This is a genomic window from Micromonospora sp. DT228, assembly GCF_049841595.1.
Taxonomy (GTDB): domain Bacteria; phylum Actinomycetota; class Actinomycetes; order Mycobacteriales; family Micromonosporaceae; genus Micromonospora.
Genome location: NZ_JBNCKO010000012.1, coordinates 19149 through 31911, shown reverse-complemented (window position 1 = coordinate 31911; position 12763 = coordinate 19149). Strand labels below are relative to the sequence as shown.

The window sequence follows — 12763 nt, the reverse complement described above, 5'->3', positions numbered from 1 at the left end:
ACGCCCCGATTTCCGGGAAGCCGAGTTGACCGTGGGCGCAGGGCACGCCGGCGCGGGCGCAGGACAAGCCGGCGCGGGCGCAGGGCACGCCAGCGCGGACGCAGGACAAGCCGGCGCGGGTACGGCAGCCTGGGTGGTCAGGGGAGCCAGGTGGGTAGCGGCTCGCGGGCGGACAGCCACGCCTCGGGCACGCCGCCGGGGGTGCCGACACCCGTGTACGCCGCCACGATCGCTCCGACGATCGCGGCGGTGGTGTCCATGTCACCGCCGGCCAGGACGCATCTGCGGATCGCCGTCGGATAGTCGTCGAGGTGGGTGGCGGCCACCCAGAGGGTGAACCCGACGGTGTCCTGGGCGGTCACCCGGGAGCCGTTGCCGAGTTCCGCCACCACCCGGTCCACTTGTCGGCCGAGCAGCCCGGCCGCCCGGTTCACGCTCCGGTGCACCTCGGTGCCCGGGTCGAGCGTGGCGGCGATGCCGGCGAGCAGGCGCTCCGGAGCCGGCCGGTGCCCGTCGAGGCGGCCCCGGGCGGCCAGGGCGGCGGCGACGGCCACCGCGACGGCGCCGGCGATCCCCTCGGGGTGCGCGTGGGTCACCTCGGCCGAGGTGCGGGCCTGGGCCGCGGCACGCGCGGTCGAGTCGGCGAAGTACGCGCCCAGTGGGCCGACCCGCATCGCCGCGCCGTTGCCGCAGGAGCCCTGGCCGTCGAAGGCGGACGCGGCGGCCAGCGGCCACGGGGTGCCGGTACGGATCAGCTCCAGGATCGCCGTCGCGCCGGCCCCGTAGCCCCGGTGCGGAGCACACCGCTCGGCGAAGGCCAGGGCCAGCCGGTCGGGGTCGATGCCGCCGGAGTGGGCCAGCTCGGCGAGGACCGAGCAGGCCATCTCGGTGTCGTCGGTCCACTCCCAGGGGGTCGGCGGCAGTGCGCCCGCGGCGAGATCCGAGGGCGCCGCCCGCGGCAGGAAGTACTGCGCGCCGAGCGCGTCGCCGGTGGAGAGACCGGCGAGGCTGTCCCGGGCGAGCGACAGACGGGCATCGACGAACAGGGTGAACGACATCGTCGTACCAGCTTGCCCGCTCGCCAGGCACGTCGCAATGCGATCAACTTGCCAGGCCAAGTACGGTCTTGTCGTGGCCTCCGTGCTCCTGGTCGAAGACGATCACGTCGTACGCGGCGCGATGCTGCGGTCCCTCACCGACCGGGGGCATGCCGTGCACGCCGTGGGTACGGCGTTGGACGCCCTGCGTCGGGTCGCGGCGGAGACACCCGACCTGGTGGTGCTGGACCTCGGCCTGCCCGACCTGGACGGCTCGGACGCGCTGCGGATGCTGCGTGGCATCACCGACATCCCGATCATCATCGCGACCGCCCGGGACGACGAGCAGTCGGTTGTCAAACTGCTGCGCGCCGGCGCCGACGACTACATGGTCAAGCCGTTCACCGGGGCGCACCTGGACGCGCGGATCACGACAGTGCTGCGCCGGGCCGGACGGGCCAGTCGGACGGTGCAGCCCGCGGTGCACAGTGTGGGCGGGCTCCGGGTGGACGTGGGTGAGCGCAGCGCCCAGCTCGACGGGGAGCCGCTGGCGCTGACCCGTAAAGAATTCGACCTGCTGGCCTATCTCGCCGCACGACCCGGGCGGGTAGTGTCCCGCCGGGAACTCTTGGAGGAGGTATGGCGGCAGCCATCGGTCGGCGAGGATCAGACCATCGACGTTCACCTGTACTGGCTCCGCAGAAAGATGGGCGAGTCCGCGGCGAAGCCGCGCTACCTGCGCACCGTGCGGGGGGTCGGATTCCGGTTGGTGGCACCGGACTGAGGACGGCGCTGGCCCTGCTCACGGCCGGCATGTGCAGTCTTGTCGCGCTCGCGTTCCTGATCCCGCTCGGGCTCAGCCTGCGGGAGCAGAGCCGGGACGAGGCGATCGCCGACGCGGCCCGACGCAGCGCGTTGGTCACCGGCGCGCTGGCGGTGAGCACCGACCCTGCGGTCGTCGAACGGGCCGTGGTGGCGAGCGCCGAGGGCGCGCCGACCCGGCCCGTGGTGCACGGTCTGGGCCTGGACGAGTCCGCTGGCCGGGCCACCGGGGATGACCTGGACCGGGCCCGGGCCGACCGGCGGTCGCGGGTCGTCGACGTGGACGGGGGCGTGCTCCGGCTGGACCCGGTCGTGCTCGGTGACCGGACGGCAGTGGTCGAGGTGTTCCTCCCGGACTCGACGCTTGGCGAGGGCGCCGGTGGCACCTGGCTGCTGCTGTTCGCGGTCGGCGCGGCGATGGCCGGCGCGGCGGTGCTGGTGGTCGATCGGGTCGCCGCCCGCGCGGTGGACTCGACCCGGGGTCTGGTCCGGGCCGCGCTGTCCATCGGCGACGGCGACCTGGGCGTACGCGTCGAGCCGACCGGTCCGCGCGAGCTGGCCGAGGCCGGGTACGCCTTCAACCGGATGGCCGACCGGCTGGACGCGGCCCGCACCGACGAGCGGGAGCTGGTGGCCGATCTGTCGCATCGGCTGCGTACCCCGTTGACGGTGCTGCGGTTGGACGCGGAGGCGTTGGAGTCCGACGACACGAGCGTGGGGTCGTTCAGCCCGGCGGAGCTGGACCGGCTTCGCGGCATCCGGCGGATCCGGCAGGCGATCGTCACCCTGGAGGGTGAGATCGACGTGTTGATCAAGACGACCCGTAAGTCGGTGGCGCTCGAGGCCGGGCCGGCGATGTGTGACGTCAGCGAGGTGGTTCGGGACCGGATGGTGTTCTGGGCGGCCCTGGCCGGCGACCAGAACCGGCCACACCGGGTGAACGGCGCGCAACTGCGCATCCCCGCGCCGGTGCCACGGGCCGAGTTGGCCGCCGCGCTGGACGCGGTGATCGGCAACGTCTTCCGGTACACGCCGCAGGGCACCGCGTTCGAGGTGGCCGTGTCCCGGCGCGACGGGTACGTGGCGATCCGGATCGACGACGCCGGCCCCGGCATCGCCAACCCGGACCGGGCGCTGCGCCGGGGCACCAGTGACCAGGGCTCGACCGGGCTCGGCCTGGACATCGCCAAGCGGGTGGCGTTGCAGGCCAACGGGTCGGTGAGCATCGACCGGGCCCGGTTGGGCGGGGCGAGCGTGGTGATGCTGCTCGCCGACCCGGAGGCGACGCCGCGGCAGGTCAGCCGCTTCGGTCTGGTCGGCCGAATGGCACGCGACGCCCGCGACACCAAGGGCGCCGGGCGTCGCTGGCCGCGCCAGCGCCCCACCGACGACTGACCGGGTTGTGGCCCGTCGCAAGTCTTCCTTAGATCGCGGTTAACGAGCGGGCTGGACCGGTCGCGAGCTGACAGGATCAGAACACGAACCCACCAGTTTCACCGGTCGAGCGCCTTCGCGCACCCATGGCCGGTGAAGCCGCGCGCGCGGCGGGAGTCACAGGTCCCCCCACACCCACGCTCCCGCCGCGCGCCCCGCTCGTCCCGACCCGCCCCTCGCTCGCTCAGCCGGCGGTGGCGAGGTACGCGTCGATCTCGGCCGTGATCCGCTGCTTGCCGTCGGCGTCGAGGAAGGACGCGGTCACCGCGTTGCGGGCCAGCCCGGCCAGTCCCTCGGGACCGGCCCCGAGCAGGCGGGCCGCCACCGCGTACTCGTCGTTGAGGGTGGTGCCGAACATCGGCGGGTCGTCGGAGTTGATGGTGACCAGCAGCCCGGCCTCGACCAGTCGGGGCAGCGGGTGCTCGTCGAGGGTGGCCACCGCCCGGGTCCGGACGTTCGACGTCGGGCAGATCTCCATGCCGATCTGCCGCTCGGCCAGGTAGGCGAGCAGCTCCGGGTCCTGCGCGGCGGAGATGCCGTGCCCGATCCGCTCGGCGCCCAGCTCGTGCAGCGCGTCCCAGACGGTCTGCGGTCCGGTGGTCTCCCCGGCGTGCGGCACCGAGCGCAGCCCGGCGGCGCGGGCCTGGTCGAAGTAGGGCCGGAACTGCGGTCGCGGCACGCCGATCTCCGGGCCACCCAGACCGAAGCTGACCAGCCCGTCCGGGCGCTCGTCCAGGGCGATGCGCAGCGTCTCCTCGGCCGCGGGCAGGCCCGCCTCGCCGGGGATGTCGAAGCACCAGCGCAGCTCGATGCCGAAGTCGGCCGCCGCGCGCCTGCGGGCGTCCTCGATGGCCTCGCAGAACGCCGGCGCGGGGATGCCCCGTCGCACGTGCGAGTACGGGGTGATCGTCAGCTCCGCGTACCGGACCTGTTGACGGGCCAGCTCCCGGGCCACCTCGTGGGTGAGGATCCAGACGTCCTCCGGGTCGCGGATGAGGTCCACGACGCTCAGGTAGATCTCGATGAAGTGCGCGAAGTCGCGGAACTCGAAGTAGGCGGCGAGGGCCTCCGGGTCGGCCGGCACGGGGGTGCGTCCCTCGTGGCGGGCGGCCAGCTCGGCGACGATCCGGGGCGACGCGGAGCCGACGTGGTGCACGTGCAGCTCCACCTTGGGCAGGCCGGCGATGAAGGCGGACGGGTCGGTCACGGACTCTCCTCTGCACGGTCGCCGGTGCGGGCGACGACGAAGACGCGGCGGAACGGGAAGTACACCTGACCCTGCCGGACCGGGTAGGCGGCGGCGAGGCGTACCCCCAGCTCGGCCCGGAAGGCCGACCAGCCGGCGGCGTCCAGCGCGGCCCGCACCGGACGCAGCGCGGTGCCTTCCATCCAGGCCAGCACCGGGTGGTCGCCGGTGGGCCGGGCGGGCAGCAGGTGCACGTAGGTAGTCTCCCAGGCGTCCACCGCGCAGCCGGCGGCGGTCAGCAGTCCCGCGTAGTCGGCCGGCTCGTCGACCGGGTCGGCGCGCAGCAGCGGGGCGACCTCGGCCCGCCAGGCCGGCAGGTCGGCGACCTCGCGCAACGCGCGGTGCGAGGGTGCGGCGAAGTTGCCGGGGACCTGCAGGGCGAGCCACGCGCCGGCGGGCAGTTCGGCGGCCCAGCGGCGCAGCAGCTCCTGGTGGCCGGGCACCCACTGGAGCGCGGCGTTGCTGACCACCACGTCCTCGTCGCCGGTGGGACGCCAGTCGCGCAGGTCGGCCACGGCGAAGTCGACAGGAGCACCGAGGGCGGTGGCCCGGTCGATCATGTCGGGCGAGGAGTCCAGGCCGCGCACCCGGCTCGTCGGCCAGCGCTCGGCGAGGGTGGCGGTGAGCTGGCCGGGGCCGCAGCCGAGGTCGACCACCGTGCGGGGCCGGTCGGCGGGGATCCGCGCGACCAGGTCGTGGAACGGCCGGGCTCGCTCGTCGCCGTAGCGCAGGTAGGTCGTCGGATCCCACATCTCTGCCTCCCAAACCGTACGTCCGTCTTGCTACCGTACGGCTCGCGTGGCAGGCCGGCAACCCGATCACTAGGCTCGGGGCATGGAACAGCGCAGCTTCAACCGGCTCGGCCGGACCGTCGGGGCGGTCGGCCTGGGCGCCTGGCAACTCGGCGCAGACTGGGGCACCGTCAGCGAGGCCGACGCGATGGCGGTGCTCGCCGCCGCCGTGGACGACGGGGTCACCTTCCTCGACACCGCCGACGTGTACGGCGACGGCCGCAGCGAGCAGCTGATCGGCCGCTTCCTGCGTACCCGACCCGACGCCGGGCTGACCGTCGCCACCAAGATGGGCCGGCGCGTCGAGCAGCGGCCGGAGGCGTACACCCTGGACAACTTCCGGCAGTGGACCGACAGGTCCCGGGCCAACCTGGGCATGGACACCCTGGACCTGGTCCAGCTGCACTGCCCACCCACCGCCGTCTTCTCCTCCGACGAGGTCTTCGACGGCCTGGACACCCTCGTCGCCGAAAAGGCCATCGCCGGGTACGGGGTCAGCGTCGAGACCTGCGACCAGGCGCTCACCGCGATCGCCCGGCCGGGGGTGGCGAGCGTACAGATCATCCTCAACGCGGTCCGCCACAAGCCCCTGGAGCGTGTCCTTCCGGCGGCCGCCGCCGCCGGGGTGGGCATCATCGCCCGGGTGCCGCTGGCCAGCGGCCTGCTCTCCGGCCGCTACGACGAGCACACCGAGTTCCCCGCCGACGACCACCGCAACTACAACCGGCACGGCGCGGCCTTCGACGTCGGGGAGACGTTCTCCGGGGTCGACTACGAGCGGGGCCTGGCCGCCGTACGCCGGCTGGCGCCGCTTGTCGACGCGGACCGCACGATGGTGCAGTTCGCCCTGCGCTGGGTGCTGGACCAGGCGGGCGTCACAGTCGTCATCCCCGGCGCCCGCGACGCGGAGCAGGCCCGGCGCAACGCCCAGGCGGCGGCCCTGTCGCCGCTCACCGACGGCCAACTGGCCGCCGTACGCGATATCTACGACGAGCTGATCCGCCCGCAGGTACACGACAGGTGGTGACCGGCACGCCCGGAGCACTCGCGCCGCGCCGCCCGAGCAGCGATGCTGGACGACGGCGTGCCGCTCCGGGCGGCGGAGAGGGGATGCGATGAGGGGCTGGCTTTCGCTCACCCTCGGCCTGTTGGCCGTGGTGATCGGTGCGGTGTGGACGGTGCAGGGCCTCGGCTACGTCAGCGGCAGCGTCATGACCGACGAGAAGATCTGGGCGGTGATCGGCCCGCTCGTGGCGTTGGCCGGGCTGGTGGTGCTCTGGCTCGGCCTGCGCTCGCGCCGCCGGAACTGACCCGCCGGTCCACACTGGCGTCGGCCCCACCACGGGCAAAGCCCCGTATCCCGGAAGGGATACGGGGCTTCGCAACGACCCGGACCGAATCGTCCCACTGGCCGGCCGGAGCCGACCGCCTCACTCAGATGGGACGGACCTGCTCGGCCTGCGGGCCCTTCTGACCCTGTGCGATCTCGAACTCCACCCGCTGGTTCTCCTCCAGCGAACGGTAGCCGCTGGTCTGGATGGCCGAGAAGTGGACGAACACGTCAGCACCCCCACCATCGACGGTGATGAAGCCGAAGCCCTTGTCAGCGTTGAACCACTTCACGGTTCCCTGAGCCATGTGTATCTCCTTCTAAAACTGGTGGCCGTGCACGCCGTGCGGCCAATTGGCCGTTTTCGAGCAGCGGCGTCTGAGGCGGCCCCACGAAGGAGACTTCTCTCAACCCACGCCATCTCGCAACAGCGTGGAACAGCAAATCACGGAGGCAAAAAGTCTGTCACGACCTCCGCGACGAATTTCTCCGACATGTGACCTGACGGATGCCTCAGTTCCGCTGGGCGGCGTCGGAAGCCATGCGAAAGCCCCCTTCCCATCGATGCGGGAAGAGGGCTGACGTCGTCGGTTGGTCAGTCCGGCCAACTGCCGGTCATCCGGCGGACGCCGACCGCGCCGCCCCGGTCCACAGCGGCCCGGACGACCGCGAAGATGGCCCCCTGCAACGCCGCGGCGGCCAGGATCTCGCCCCAGCCGCGATCCTCGTCGGTGGCGTTGGGCGCCTCACCGTCGCCCGCGGTGACCTTCCAGACCTGCCGGAAGATCGCTCCGGCCACCGTGCCCGCGGCGATACCCAACAACACGCCGACCGGCCGGTACGCGACCCTGCCGATTTTCTTGCTCACCTACGCCTCCCCCGCACGATCATCAACACCACCACTGTCGCCACCGCACCGGCGGCGACAACCGCCCACGGTACCGGGTTGCGGCGTACCAACTCGCCCTTGTCGTGCGCCTGCGCGCGCACCAACCCGCCCTTCTCGTAGGCCTGCGCCCGCGCCATCCCGGCGCCCCGCGCGGCCTGCCCGCGAACCCGGGCGACGGTCTGCGCCGCCTGCTCGCGCATCCGCTCCTTCGCCTGCTCGGCGGACTCCCGGAGGCGGGCCTTGACGTCGGCCTTGGCTGCCAACGCCTCCATCGTCTCGCCCAACTCGACACGGGTGCGACGGATCTCCTCGCGGAGGGCCTCCGTGTCGCCGGTCCCGTTGCCCGTCATTGCCGCCCCCTGTCCTTCACCGCGGCGGTGACGGTGTCCATGTCGGCCCGGAGGCTGCGGACCGTGGCCGCCGGCACCGGCGGGACGGCCCGACTGACCTGCTTCTTGCCCACCAGGGCGAGAACGCCGGCCACCAGGAAGCAGGCCACCGCCACGATCAGCGCGGCGGCCCAGGCGGGCAGCACCAGGTCGAGCAGCAGGATCGCCGTGGCGACAAGCGCGCCCAGGCCAAAGAACGCCAGCGCGCCGCCGCCGCCGAACAGGCCGATCCCGATGCCCGCGTGCTTGCCCTTCTGGGTCAACTCCGCCCGGGCCAGCGTCAGTTCGTCCCGGATCAGGCGAGAGACCTGCTCGGTGGCCCGCTGGACCAACTCTGCGGTGGAGGGCTCGCTCCCGTTGTGGGATGTGCGGGCGTTCGCCACGTCAGCCATGCTGTCCTCCTTTCCCTATCACCGCGCTGTATGCCCGGAGTTGCCGCCCGTCAATCCTAAAACGCGACGAGCGGCCCTCCGTTCCGGTTGTCCGAACGCCGCGCCGACAGACCCACTCCGCTGGCGTCAGAGATGCCCGGCAGCACATCCCCCACCCAAGCCCGAACAAACCTCTCAACCCGCCCGAGCCCACCCGATCCCCGCGTTGATCATGAGGTTAGCGGCACGACACGCCGACGGCGGTGGCAATAACCTCATGATCAACCCGGGTTACCCCGGGGGGGTGGGGTGGGGGTGGGTTAGGTGCGGGCTTCTTCGGGGCCCACGAAGGCTTCGCTGCGGGCGTCGCCGTCGTCGCTGCCGCCGAAGACGCGGGCGTCGTCGGGCGCCTCGGTCTCGGACGCACGGCGTGCCGGCCGCCGCGGCTGCACCCACTGCCAGGGCAGGTTGCTGTTGGCGTCGCCCAGCTCGGTGCGCAGCCGGGGCATCGCCGTCGGGCGGTTGTCCCGGATCCAGGCCACCAGGTGCTCCCGGACGAGGCAGCGAAGGTCCCACAGGCTGCCCGCGTCGGCGGCGCTGACCAGAGCCCGCATCCGGACCATCCCGCCGGTGGCATCGGTGACCTGCAGGACGCAGACCCGCCCGTCCCACAGCTCGGTGCCCTCGACCAGTCGGCGCAGCTCCTCGCGCATGGTCTGCACCGGCACCGCCCAGTCCACGTCGAACTCGGCGGTGCCGAGCACCGCCGCCTCGGTCCGGGTCCAGTTCTGGAAGGGCTTGCTGGTGAAGTACGAGGTGGGCAGGATCAACCGGCGGTCGTCCCAGATCTGCACGACCACGTAGCTGAGGGTCAACTCCTCGATCCGACCCCACTCCCCCTCGACGACGACCACGTCGTCGAGCCGAACGGCGTCGCTGAAGGCGAGCTGGAGACCGGCGAAGACGTTGCCGAGCAGGCTCTGCGCGGCGAGCGCGGCCACCACACCGACCACCCCGGCCGAGGTCAGCACACCGGCACCGATGCCCCGCACGGCGGGGAAGGTCATCAGCATCACGCCGACGGTGAGGATGACGATCACCGCGATGGTCAGTCGGCGCAGCATCACCACCTGGGTCCGGACCCGGCGGGCGTGCCGATTGTCCGGTACGTCGACCCGGAACCGGGCCAGCGCGGTGTCCTCCACGACGACAAGCAGGGAGGCGACCAGCCAGGCCGTGGTGGCGATGACACCGAGGATGAGCAGGTGCAGCAGCAGGCGCCGCCAGCTCTCGCCGACCGCGTACCCGGTGCTGAAACGGACGGCGAACTGCACGGCGACGACCACGCCGGCGACCTGGAACGGCCGGTGCGCGTGGTCGGTCAATTCGGTCAACAGCAGTGATCGGCGGCCGAACCGCCGGGTGAGTCGGTGGACGATCTCCACCAGGAACAGGGCGACCGCCGCCGCGACGAACGCGGCGACCGCCGTTTCGAGGTAGTTCCGCACGGCTTCGATGCTCCCCTTCGACAAGGCGTCGGGCACTCCGGGCAAAAGCCCAAGAGTGCCCGACGGCCCGCGTATCGACCAGCTCAGACCTTGCGGTACCGGGACTGGAGGAAGCAGTAGACGCCGAAGCAAGCGATGCCCAGGGCGACAAGGGTCAGCAGGAACACGCCGTACGACTGCTCGCGCAGCGCGTGCAGGGCGGCGTCCAGACCACGGGCCTTCTCCGGGTCGTAGTTCACCGCCGCCACGATGATCAGCAGACCGGAGATGCCGTACGCGACGCCCTTGGCGATGTAGCCGGCCATGCCGAGTCGAAGGGTCAGCGTACGGGTCTTGGCGCTCATCTCGCCGGTCTTGAGGTGCTTCTTGAACCGCTTGACCGCCCCGTAGATCACCAGGCCGACACCGATCGCCGCGAGCACCAGCCCGGCCAGGCCGACAAGCCAGCGGCCACCGCTGGAGGTCATCAGCTTGCCGGTCAACGCCTCCTGCTGGTCGGCGCTGTTGGAGCCGGCGTCCTTGAACACCTTGAAGGCGGTCCAGGCGAAGTAGAGGTAGACGATGGTCCGGCCGGCCGAGGCAAGCCGTTCGGTGACCCGCTCCTTGCCGCGCTCGGCGCGGTGCCCGACCGCCGCCTCCAGCGCCTGCCAGATCGACATGGCGAGCAGGCCGACCGCGACGGCGATGACCAGGAACTTACCGAGGGGCTGTGCGGAGAGGGTACGCAGCGCGCCGGACTGGTCGCCGTCGTCGGACGACGTGCCGAACGCGATCTGCAACGCCAACCAGGCGAAGAGCAGGTGGACGATGCCGTAGCCGATGAAGCCGGCCCGGGCGAGAAGTTCCAGCCACCGGCTGTCCGCCGTACGGGAGGCGGTGGCTTCGGCGCTACGGGTGAGTGACATGGCGTCACAATCTCCGATTCTGAAGATTCCCAAACGTCGGCCACCGCCGCCCGCCCAGGTCAGCTACCCGGGTTGCGCGAAACGCGGATCTTGACCTGCTGGTCGGTCACGCTGTCCAGGGTGACCGCGAAGCCGCCGGCCTCGGCGGCCTGCTGCCCGGTGGTGAGGCTGAGCTGCTCACCGGCGACCTCGACGGTCACCTGGTCACCCTCGGCGCCCACCAGCTTGGCCTCGATGCCGAAGATGGTGGCGCTCGCGTCGACACCACGCTCGAAGGTGACGGTGCAGGCGTCCAGCCCGCAGTCGGTGGAGGCGCCCTGGGAGCTGCACCCGGCGAGCACGGCGAGGCCGAGCGCCAGACCGGCGAAGAGACCGGCGACGCGACGGACGGGGGGAATGGGCATGGTGGCGGGTCGGTTCGTCACCTCGCCAAGAGTACGAGACGGTGGCGACGGCCCCGCCCGTTGGTGATCCACCCGCCGGCCGAGGGGGGCGGCGGGAGCACCGGCTAGGGTCCGGGACATGCCGTTCGACATCGCCCGCACCCGGGCCGCCTACCCCGCCCTGACCGAGGGATTCGTGCACTTCGACGGGGCCGGGGGCACCCAGACCGCCATCGGTGTGATCGACGCGGTCACCGATGCCATGCGGACGGCCGTCGGCAACCGCAGCGCCGCGTTCGTACCGGGTCGCCGGTCGTTGGAGCTGGTGGCCGGAGCCCGCGCGGCGGTGGCCGACCTGCTCGACGCCGACCCGGCCGGGGTGGTGCTGGGCCCGAGCGCCACCGCGCTGACGTACACCCTGGCCCGCACGCTCGGCGCGACCTGGCGCCCGGCTGACGAGGTGGTGGTGTCCCGGCTCGACCACGACGCGAACATCCGGCCGTGGGTGCAGGCCGCCGAGGCGGCCGGCGCGACGGTGCGCTGGGCCGAGGTCGACAGGCACACCGGCGAGCTGCCCGCGGCCCAGTACGCGGACCTGGTCGGCGAGCGGACCCGCCTGGTCGCGGTGACCGCCGGCAGCAACGCCATCGGCACCGTGCCGGACGTGCCGGCGATCGCCAAGACCGCGCACGCGGTCGGCGCGCTGGTCTGCGTCGACGGGGTGCACTCGGTGCCGCACGGTCCGACCGACCTGGCCTCGCTCGGCGCCGACGTGCTGGTCACCAGCGCGTACAAGTGGTCCGGGCCGCACCTGGCGGCGATGGTGGCCGACCCGGCCCGGTGGGCGGCGTTGCGCCCGGCGAAGCTGGTGCCGTCCTCCGACGCCGTGCCGGACCGGTTCGAGTACGGCACCCCGAGCTTTCCGCTGCTGGCCGGCGTGACCGCCGCGGTGGACCACCTGGCGGGGCTGGACCCGGAGGCGGTCGGAGACCGGCGGGCGCGGGTGCGCGCCGGGCTGGCCGCCGCGCAGGCGCACGAGGAGGCGCTGCTGGACCGGCTGCTCGCCGGGCTCGCCCGGCGGCCCGCGATCACCGTGTACGGCTCGCCGGCGCGGCGCTGCCCCACCGTGTCGTTCCGGGTCGCCGGGATGTCGCCATCGGCCACCCAGCAGGCGCTGGGCGACGCCGGGTTCTGCCTCTCCGTCGGCGACTACTACGCCTACGAGTACTTCCAGATGATGGGTCTGCGCGACAGCGGCGGCGCGGTGCGGGCCAGCATCTACCACTACAACACCGCCGACGAGGTGGACCGGTTGCTCGCCGAACTGGACGCGGTGGTCGACGGTGCGGGGAGAATGGCCGGATGAGCACCCTGGTCGAGGACAACCCGGCGAAGCACCGCTTCGAGATCCTGGTGGACGACGCGCTGGCCGGCTTCACCGCGTACCTCATGCGCGGGGAGGTCCTGGTCTTCACGCACACCGAGGTGGACCGGAGCTTCCAGGGCAAGGGCGTGGGCAGCACGCTGATGCGGGGCACCCTGGACCAGGTCCGCGCCCAGGGCGCCACGGTGGTGCCGCAGTGCCCGTTCATGGCCGCGTTCATCGACAAGCACCCCGAGTACGCCGACCTGGTGGCCGACCTGCCGTAGGCGCTCGG

At 72.4% G+C, this 12763-nt stretch carries 16 protein-coding genes; 6 read left to right on the top strand and 10 right to left on the bottom strand.

The window, feature by feature from the left end:
* Positions 1-137 precede the first annotated feature (137 nt).
* A complete protein-coding gene (locus ACLQ29_RS23040) occupies positions 138-1058 on the bottom strand; it encodes an ADP-ribosylglycohydrolase family protein (protein ID WP_425773562.1) in 921 nt (306 codons plus the stop codon).
* A gap of 73 nt (positions 1059-1131) precedes the next feature.
* On the opposite strand from ACLQ29_RS23040, the gene ACLQ29_RS23035 reads away from it, so the two are divergent.
* Together ACLQ29_RS23035 and ACLQ29_RS23030 are read left to right on the top strand one after the other, a co-directional pair.
* Entirely contained in the window at positions 1132-1821 is a 690-nt protein-coding gene (locus ACLQ29_RS23035) for a response regulator transcription factor (protein WP_355028791.1), read from the top strand.
* A gap of 29 nt (positions 1822-1850) precedes the next feature.
* Positions 1851-3254, top strand: a complete 1404-nt coding sequence (locus tag ACLQ29_RS23030; protein WP_425773561.1) for a HAMP domain-containing sensor histidine kinase — start codon at positions 1851-1853, stop codon at positions 3252-3254.
* A 223-nt stretch (positions 3255-3477) separates the two neighbouring features.
* Here ACLQ29_RS23030 and ACLQ29_RS23025 read toward each other — a convergent pair whose 3' ends face one another.
* Both ACLQ29_RS23025 and ACLQ29_RS23020 read right to left on the bottom strand, forming a co-directional pair.
* Complete coding sequence (locus ACLQ29_RS23025; protein WP_425773560.1) at positions 3478-4500, bottom strand: adenosine deaminase; 1023 nt, start codon at positions 4498-4500, stop codon at positions 3478-3480.
* Positions 4497-5291 carry a trans-aconitate 2-methyltransferase gene (locus ACLQ29_RS23020; RefSeq protein WP_425773559.1) on the bottom strand — a complete coding sequence of 265 codons (795 nt, stop codon included), beginning with the start codon at positions 5289-5291 and terminating at the stop codon, positions 4497-4499. The genes ACLQ29_RS23025 and ACLQ29_RS23020 overlap by 4 nt, the downstream gene beginning before the upstream one ends.
* 82 nt (positions 5292-5373) lie before the next feature.
* Here ACLQ29_RS23020 and ACLQ29_RS23015 point away from each other — a divergent pair, with 82 nt between their 5' ends.
* The gene (locus ACLQ29_RS23015) at positions 5374-6357 is read left to right on the top strand and encodes an aldo/keto reductase (protein WP_425773558.1); all 984 of its coding nucleotides are present in this window, start codon (positions 5374-5376) and stop codon (positions 6355-6357) included.
* Between the two features lie 88 nt (positions 6358-6445).
* A complete protein-coding gene (locus tag ACLQ29_RS23010; protein WP_387194818.1) occupies positions 6446-6640 on the top strand; it encodes a hypothetical protein in 195 nt (64 codons plus the stop codon).
* A 124-nt stretch (positions 6641-6764) separates the two neighbouring features.
* Here ACLQ29_RS23010 and ACLQ29_RS23005 read toward each other — a convergent pair whose 3' ends face one another.
* The 7 genes from ACLQ29_RS23005 to ACLQ29_RS22975 form a co-directional block, all read right to left on the bottom strand.
* Complete coding sequence (locus tag ACLQ29_RS23005; RefSeq protein ID WP_030338233.1) at positions 6765-6968, bottom strand: cold-shock protein; 204 nt, start codon at positions 6966-6968, stop codon at positions 6765-6767.
* Positions 6969-7255: 287 nt separating this feature from the next.
* Positions 7256-7528, bottom strand: a complete 273-nt coding sequence (locus tag ACLQ29_RS23000) for a DUF4235 domain-containing protein (protein ID WP_357202603.1) — start codon at positions 7526-7528, stop codon at positions 7256-7258.
* Positions 7525-7899 carry a DUF3618 domain-containing protein gene (locus tag ACLQ29_RS22995; protein ID WP_425773557.1) on the bottom strand — a complete coding sequence of 125 codons (375 nt, stop codon included), beginning with the start codon at positions 7897-7899 and terminating at the stop codon, positions 7525-7527. Before ACLQ29_RS22995 ends, ACLQ29_RS23000 begins: the two co-directional genes overlap by 4 nt.
* The gene (locus ACLQ29_RS22990; RefSeq protein ID WP_393367672.1) at positions 7896-8330 is read right to left on the bottom strand and encodes a phage holin family protein; all 435 of its coding nucleotides are present in this window, start codon (positions 8328-8330) and stop codon (positions 7896-7898) included. Before ACLQ29_RS22990 ends, ACLQ29_RS22995 begins: the two co-directional genes overlap by 4 nt.
* 299 nt (positions 8331-8629) lie before the next feature.
* Positions 8630-9817, bottom strand: a complete 1188-nt coding sequence (locus ACLQ29_RS22985; protein WP_425773556.1) for a mechanosensitive ion channel family protein — start codon at positions 9815-9817, stop codon at positions 8630-8632.
* A gap of 83 nt (positions 9818-9900) precedes the next feature.
* On the bottom strand, positions 9901-10722 hold the full coding sequence (locus ACLQ29_RS22980) for a DUF1206 domain-containing protein (protein ID WP_425773555.1): 822 nt from the start codon (positions 10720-10722) through the stop codon (positions 9901-9903).
* Between the two features lie 59 nt (positions 10723-10781).
* The gene (locus ACLQ29_RS22975; protein WP_425773554.1) at positions 10782-11147 is read right to left on the bottom strand and encodes a hypothetical protein; all 366 of its coding nucleotides are present in this window, start codon (positions 11145-11147) and stop codon (positions 10782-10784) included.
* Positions 11148-11244: 97 nt separating this feature from the next.
* On the opposite strand from ACLQ29_RS22975, the gene ACLQ29_RS22970 reads away from it, so the two are divergent.
* Positions 11245-12471 carry a cysteine desulfurase-like protein gene (locus ACLQ29_RS22970; protein ID WP_425773553.1) on the top strand — a complete coding sequence of 409 codons (1227 nt, stop codon included), beginning with the start codon at positions 11245-11247 and terminating at the stop codon, positions 12469-12471.
* Complete coding sequence (locus ACLQ29_RS22965; RefSeq protein WP_393367663.1) at positions 12468-12755, top strand: GNAT family N-acetyltransferase; 288 nt, start codon at positions 12468-12470, stop codon at positions 12753-12755. The genes ACLQ29_RS22970 and ACLQ29_RS22965 overlap by 4 nt, the downstream gene beginning before the upstream one ends.
* Positions 12756-12763 lie beyond the last annotated feature (8 nt).